Here is a 7660-nt window from a genome sequence, read left to right as displayed (position 1 = left end):
GGGCACGGTCGAGAACCTCGTCCTGGAGCCCTGCGCCGCCGCCGACCGGCCGCTGGAGAGCGGGGAGGTCCGGGTCGCGGTCCGGGCGGCGGGGGCCAACTTCCGCGACGTGCTGCTCACCCTCGGCCTCTATCCGGGCGAGGCGTTCATCGGCAGCGAGGCCGCCGGCGTCGTCACCGAGACCGGCCCGGGCGTCACCGACCTCGCGCCCGGCGACGCCGTGATGGGTCTGTTCCCGGAGGGAGCGGTGGGGCCGGTCGCGGTCGCCGACCGCCGGGCGCTGACCCGGGTGCCGCGCGGCTGGACGTTCGTCCAGGCCGCCTCCGCTCCGGTGGCGTTCCTCACCGCCTCCTACGCCCTGCGCGACCTGGGCGGGCTGCGGCCCGGGCAGCGACTGCTCGTGCACGCCGCGACCGGCGGTGTCGGCATGGCCGCCGTCCAGCTGGCGCGGCACTGGGGCGCCGAGGTCTACGCCACCGCGAGCACCCCCAAGTGGGACACGCTCCGTGCGGCGGGCTTCGACGACGCGCACATCGCGGACTCGCGGACGCTCGCGTTCGAGGAGAGGTTCCTCGCGGCCACCGGCGGCGCCGGCATGGACGTCGTCCTGGACTCCCTCGCCGGCGAGTTCGTGGACGCGTCGCTGCGGCTCCTGCCCGGGGGCGGCCGCTTCCTGGAGATGGGCAAGACCGACGTGCGCGACCCGGCGGAGGTGGCGGAGCGGCACCCCGGTGTCGTCTACCGGGCCTTCGAGACCGTCGAGGCGGGGCCCGACCACGTCGCGCGCATGCTGGCGGACCTGGACGTGCTGTTCGCGGAGGGTGCGCTGCGCCCCCTGCCCGTGGCGGCGTTCGACGCTCGCCAGGCGCCGCAGGCGTTCCGGCTCATGAGCCAGGCCCGCCACACCGGCAAGCTCGTCCTGACGATCCCGCGTCCGCTCGCCGCCGACGGCACCGTCCTCGTGACCGGCGGAACCGGCACCCTCGGCGCCGCCGTCGCCCGGCACCTGGTCACCGAGCACGGCGTGCGGCACCTGCTTCTGGTCAGCCGGCGCGGCCCCGAGGCCGAGGGCGCCGCCGAGCTCGTGGCCGAGCTGGGCCGGCTGGGCGCCGAGGCGCTCGTACGGGCCTGCGACGTGTCCGACCGGGACGAACTGCGCCGGCTGCTCGACGCGATCGATCCCGAGCACCCCCTCACCGGTGTCGTGCACTCGGCGGGAGTCACCGACGACGCGGCCGTCACCGCGCTGGAGGCCGGGCAGCTGGACCCGGTCCTGCGGCCGAAGGCCGACGCGGCGTGGCACCTCCACGAGCTGACGAAGGACCTCGACCTCAGCGCGTTCGTGCTGTTCTCCTCGCTCGCGGGCACCCTCGGGAACCCGGGGCAGGCCAACTACGCGGCCGGCAACGCGTTCCTGGACGCGCTGGCCGCGCACCGGCACACGCTCGGGCTCCCGGCGGTCTCGCTCGCCTGGGGGCTGTGGCAGCAGGCCAGCGGGATCACCGCCGACCTGTTCGCGGAGAAGCGCCACGCCGTCGCGCACGACGTGCTGACCACCATGTCCGACGCCGAAGCGCTCGCCCTCTTCGACGTCGGCCTCGCCGGCGGACGGCCCGACCTCGTGCCCGCCGGTCTCAACCTCGCGGCGATCCGGGCGGCGGCCGAGGTGCGCCCCGCTCCGGCGGTCCTGCGCGGCTTCCTGCGCGCCGCCCGCCGGCAGGCGGGCGGCCGGGCGGGCGGCCAGGGCGCGCTCCAGCGGGAGCTGGCCGGGCGCTCGCAGGCCGAGCAGCTGAGCCTGCTGCTGGACGTCGTCCGCAACGACATCGGTGTGGTGCTCAGCCATCCCGCGCCGGAGACGATCGACCCGCGGCGGCCGTTCCAGGAGATCGGCTTCGACTCGCTCACCGCCGTCGAGCTGCGCAACCGGCTCAACGCCGCGACCGGGATGCGGCTGCCCGCGACCCTGATCTTCGACCACCCCAACGCGGCCGCGCTGGCCGCGTACCTGCGGGAGCAGCTGAGCGGGCAGGTCGGCGACGCCCCGGTCCGCGCGAGGACCGTCGGCGGCGCCGACGACCCGATCGTGATCGTCTCGATGGCGTGCCGCTTCCCCGGGGGCGTGCGCACCCCCGAGGACCTGTGGGACGTGGCCGACCTCGGGCGCGAGACCGTGTCGGGGTTCCCGGACGACCGGGGCTGGGACCTGGAGCGCCTCTTCGACCCGGACCCCGACCACCCCGGGACCTCGTACACGGACCGGGGCGGGTTCCTCGACGAGGCCGGGCACTTCGACGCCGAGTTCTTCGGCATGAGTCCCCGTGAGTCGCTGGGCACGGACCCGCAGCAGCGCGTGCTGCTGGAGACCGCCTGGGAGGCTCTCGAACGGGCCGGAATCGCGCCCGAGTCGCTGCGCAACAGCCGTACCGGTGTGTTCGTCGGCATGACCGCCTACGGCTATCCCGGGGGGCCGTCGCGCACTTCGGAGGCGGTGGAGGGGTACCTGCTGACGGGTGCCGCGAGCAGTGTCGCGTCCGGTCGCATCGCCTACGTCCTCGGGTTCGAGGGGCCGGCGGTCACGGTGGACACCGCGTGCTCGTCGTCGCTGGTGTCCCTGCACCTCGCGGCGCAGGCGCTGCGCAACGGCGACTGCGACCTCGCGCTGGCCGGCGGCGTGACGGTGATGCCCACCCCGAGTGTCTTCGTCGGGTTCTCCCGCCAGCGCGGGCTGGCTCCGGACGGCCGGTGCAAGCCGTTCGACGCGGCTGCCGACGGCACGGTCTTCTCCGAGGGCGTGGGGCTGCTGCTCGTGGAGCGGCTGTCGGACGCCCGCCGCAACGGCCACCAGGTCCTCGCCGTCGTACGCGGCTCCGCCATCAACTCCGACGGCACCAGCAACGGCCTCACCGCACCCAACGGACCCTCCCAACAACGCGTCATCCGACAAGCCCTCACCAACGCAGGACTCACCCCCACCGACATCGACGCCGTCGAAGCACACGGCACCGGCACCACCCTCGGCGACCCCATCGAAGCCCAAGCCCTCATCGCCACCTACGGACCCGACCGCCCCACCGACCGCCCCCTCTGGATCGGCTCCGTCAAATCCAACATCGGCCACGCGCAGCAGGCGGCGGGTGTGGCGAGCCTGATCAAGATGGTGCAGGCCATGCGGCACGGCCGGCTGCCGAGGATCCTGCACGCCGACACCCCGACCCCGCACGTCGAGTGGGAGGGCGGCGGCGTCGCGGTGCTCACCGAGACGGTGCCGTGGCCCGAGACCGGCCGCCGACGCCGCGCCGGCGTCTCGGCGTTCGGCATCAGCGGCACCAACGCCCACGTCATCCTCGAACAGCCGCCCGCGGTCGAGCCGGCCCCGGCGCCCGCCCCGGACACCGGCACGCCGGCGATCCTGGCGGCGGATCTGCCGTCCGGCGACGGCGGGCCGGTGGTCCCCTGGCTGCTGTCGGGCCGGTCCGAGGCCGCGCTGCGGGCGCAGGCGGCGCGGCTCGCGGAGCACGTGGGGACGGACGACGCCCCCGGGGACGTGGCCTGGGCGCTCGCCACGACACGGTCGGTGTTCGACCACCGCGCCGTCGTCCTCGGCCATGACCACGACACCCTCCGCTCGGCGCTGTCCGCCATCGCCCGGGGCGAGCCGCATCCCGCGGCCGTCGAGGGCGTGGCTCCCGCGACGGCGGGCAAGACCGTCCTGGTGTTCCCCGGGCAGGGTTCGCAGTGGGCGGGCATGGCGCTCGGTCTGCTGGAACAGTCGCCGGTCTTCGCCGCGCACCTGCGCGCCTGCGCCGAGGCCCTCGACCGGCACACCGGCTGGTCGCTGCTCGACGTGCTGCACGGCGCCCCGGGCGCGCCGTCCCTGGAGCGGGTGGACGTCGTACAGCCCGCGCTGTTCGCCGTCCTGACGTCGCTGGCCGAGCTGTGGAAGGCGGCGGGCGTCGTCCCGGACGCCGTCGCCGGTCACTCCCAGGGGGAGATCGCCGCCGCGTACGTGGCCGGGGCGCTCTCGCTCGACGACGCGGCGCTGGTGGTGGCGCTCCGCAGCAGGATCATCACCCGGCTGGCCGGGACGGGCGCGATGGCCTCGGTGCCGCTGCCCGCGGACCGGGTCCACGCCCGGCTCGCCGCGGCGACGGCGGCCGGAGTGCACCTCGCGGCGGTCAACGGGCCGGACAGCACGGTCGTGGCGGGCGACACCGACGCCGTCCGCGCGTTCGTGGCGGCCTGCGAGGCCGACGGCGTCCGCGCCCGGCTGATCCCGGTCGACTACGCCTCCCACACCCCGCACATCGACGCGCTCCGCGAGGAACTGCTGGAGGCCCTCTCCCCCGTCCGCCCCCGCACGAGCGCCGTGCCGTTCTTCTCCTCCGTCACCGGCGGGCTCCTGGACACCGCCGAGCTGGACGCCGATTACTGGTACCGCAACCTGCGCGAGACGGTGCAGTTCGGCAAGGCGACCGAAGCGCTGCTCGACGCCGGTCACCGCCTGTTCGTCGAGGCCGCCCCGCACCCCGTCCTGACCGTGGGCGTACGCCAGACCCTCGAACGGGCCGGGGTGCCGGCGGCGGCCCTGGGCACCCTGCGCCGAGACGAAGGCGACGCCCGCGCGCTGCTGGCCGCCTTCGCCGAGGCCCATGTCCACGGCGCCACCGTGGACTGGACGCGGGTGCTCACCCCGGGAACCCGCCGGGTGGAGCTGCCGACGTACGCGTTCCGGCGTGCCCCGTACTGGCTCCGGGCGTCGGCCACGACGGGCGACGTCCGGTCGGCCGGGCTGGGCGACACCGGGCACCCCCTGGTGGGGGCCGGTCTGTCGGTGGCCGGGGACGACCGGCACGTGCTCAGCGGCCGCGTCAGCCTGCGGACCCACCCCTGGCTCGCGGACCACCAGGTCAACGACGTCGTGCTGGTGCCCGGGACCGCGTTCGTCGAGCTCGCGCTGCACGCGGCGCAGCGGGTCGGCTGTGACGCGGTGGAAGAACTCACCCTGCTCACCCCCTTGGTGCTGCCGGAGAGCGGCGGCGTCCAGATCCAGGTGGTCGTGGGAGCACCCGAAGCGAACGGAGCGCGCCCCGTCTCGGTGCACTCCCGTCCGGAGGGCGACGACGACGCCGAATGGACGCTGAACGCCACCGGCACCCTGGGCGTGGATCCCGCACCGGTCCTCGACGACCTGACGGCCTGGCCGCCCGCCGGGGCCGAGCCGGCCGACGTGGACCTCGTCTACGACCGGTTCACCGCCAACGGCCAGGCGTACGGGCCCGTGTTCCAGGGACTGCGAGCCGCCTGGGTGCACGACGGTGACATCTACGCCGAGGTGACGCTCCCCGAGGAGACCGACATCGAGGGGTTCGGTGTCCATCCGGCCCTCCTCGACGCCGCTCTGCACGCCCTGATGGCGGGACGGCCCGACGTCTCCGAGGCCACGGCGGTGCTGCTGCCGTTCTCGTGGACCCGGATACGGCTCGGGGCGACCGCCGGCCGGACGCTGCGCGCTCGCCTCAGGGCCGCCGGCGACAGCCTCGCGGTGGACCTGGCCGACGGCGCGGGCCGCCCGGTCGCCCGTATCGGATCGCTCCGGCTGCGTCCGGTCGACCCGGCACGGCTCGGCGCCCACGCGAGCCGCGCGTCCCTGCTGGCCCCGGAGTGGACCGAGGCCGGACCGGTCGCAGCGGCCGTCCCGACCCTGGCCTTCGTCGGCGGCATCGAGGTCGACGGCGTACGTTCCGGGCGGTACCCCAGCCTGGCGGCGCTTCGCACGGCGATCGCGGACGGAGCCCCCGTACCGCAGGTCGTCGTGACGTCCTTGGCGGGGGAAACCGCGGACGACGCCCGCGCGGCCACCCACGAGGGGACGTCCCGTGTCCTGGCCCAGGTCCAGGAGTGGCTCGCCGACGAGACGTTCGCGTCGTCGGTCCTCACCCTGGTGTCCCGCGGCGCCCTCGCCGCGGACGACGGGGAGGACGTGCCGGATCTCGCGGCCGCGGCCGCCTGGGGCCTGGTGCGCAGCGCGCAGTCGGAGAACCCGTTCCGGTTCCAGCTCCTGGACGTCGGCGGTCCGGTCCCGGTCACCGAGGATCTGCTCGCGGCGGCGATCGCGGTCGGCGAACCGCAGGCGGCGGTGCGGGACGGCAAGGTCCGGGTGCCGCGCCTGACCCGGCGTCCGGCGGCGGAGTCCCCCGCGCCGTTGCGGACGGACGGCACGGTGCTGGTCACCGGCGGCACCGGCACACTGGGCGGCCTGGTCGCCCGACACCTGGTCGCGGCCCACGGGGTCGCGCGGCTGCTGCTGGTGAGCCGGAGCGGGATGGCGGCCGACGGCGCGCCGGAACTGGTGGCCGAGCTGACGCGGCTCGGCGCGACGGTCTCGGTCGAGGCGTGCGACACCGGTGACCGGGACGCGCTCGCCCGGGTCCTCGCCACGATCGCCGACGAGCATCCGCTCACGGCGGTGATCCACGCGGCCGGGACGCTGGACGACGCCACGGTGCCGAATCTGACCCCCGAGCGGCTCGGGACCGTCCTGCGCCCCAAGGCGGACGCGGCCTGGAACCTGCACGAGCTCACCAGGGACGCCGATCTCGCGGCGTTCGTGCTGTTCTCCTCCGCGGCGGGCGTCCTGGGCGCGCCCGGCCAGGCCAACTACGCCGCCGCCAACGCCTTCCTCGACGCCCTCGCCGCGCACCGGCGTGCCCACGGGCTGCCCGGCGTGTCCATGGCCTGGGGTCCGTGGGAGCAGACCAGCGCGCTCACCCAGGGGCTGGCCGGGGCCTTGCAGAGCGTCGCCGGCCGGCGGGGCCTGGTCCCGCTGTCCACGGCCGACGCGCTGGCCCGCTTCGACGCGGCCCTCGGCGCCGGTCTCGCGGCCCCGGTCCTCACCGAACTCGACATGCGGCATCTGCGCGCGCAGGTCGTGGCCGACGCGCTGCCGCCGGTGCTGCGCGGTCTGGTGCGCGTGCCGCCTCGCCGGGCCGGTGACGGGGGCGGTTCGGTCGCCGATCGGCTGGTGGGCCGTGACCGCGAGGAGCAGCAGGCGATCCTGGTCGAGCTGGTGCGCGGTCACATCGCCGCGGTCCTGGGGCACGGCTCACCGGCGGAGATCTCCGCCGACCGCGCCTTCCAGGACCTGGGCTTCGACTCCCTCACGGCGGTGGAGCTGCGCAACCGGCTGGGCGGTACGACGGGGCTGCGGCTGCCCGCGACCCTGGTGTTCGACTACCCGACGGTGCGGGCGCTCGCCGAGTACCTGCTGGACCGGGTCGCTCCGCCCGAGCCGTCGCCGGCCGACATCGCCCTGGAATGCCTCGACCGGCTGGAGGAGGCCCTGGCGGCGCTCGCGCCGGACGCCGTCGACAAGCTGGTCGAGCACCGGCTGCGGGAGCTGGCGGAGCGGGCGAACGGCGGGGCGAAGGCCGTCCCGCACGGCGCGGAGGTGGAGAACGCCTCGGCGGACGAGCTGATGGAGCTGATCGACCAGCGGTTCCGCCAGGCGTAACCGGCCGGACGGGCGCGCAGAGCAGCCGGGGAGCGTTCTCGCTCCCCGGCTGCTGGCCGTCCGGCTGTCGGGCTGTTCGTCCTGGGTGCCGCCGGGAGGTCGTGCCTCCGGCACCGCATGCGTGTGGGCTGCGAACGCCGTCAGGGACGT

The 7660-nt window shown here is 75.6% G+C and carries 1 protein-coding gene; it reads left to right on the top strand.

Annotation, left to right across the window (positions count from 1 at the left end):
* Positions 1-22: 22 nt before the first annotated feature.
* Positions 23-7510 (top strand): SDR family NAD(P)-dependent oxidoreductase, encoded by a 7488-nt coding sequence (locus ACFW1I_RS25850; protein ID WP_384674226.1) that lies wholly within the window; start codon positions 23-25, stop codon positions 7508-7510.
* Positions 7511-7660: the final 150 nt, after the last annotated feature.

It is taken from the genome of Streptomyces sp. NPDC058955, assembly GCF_042741435.1.
Lineage (GTDB): Bacteria > Actinomycetota > Actinomycetes > Streptomycetales > Streptomycetaceae > Streptomyces.
This window is presented reverse-complemented; position numbering and strand designations above follow the sequence as displayed.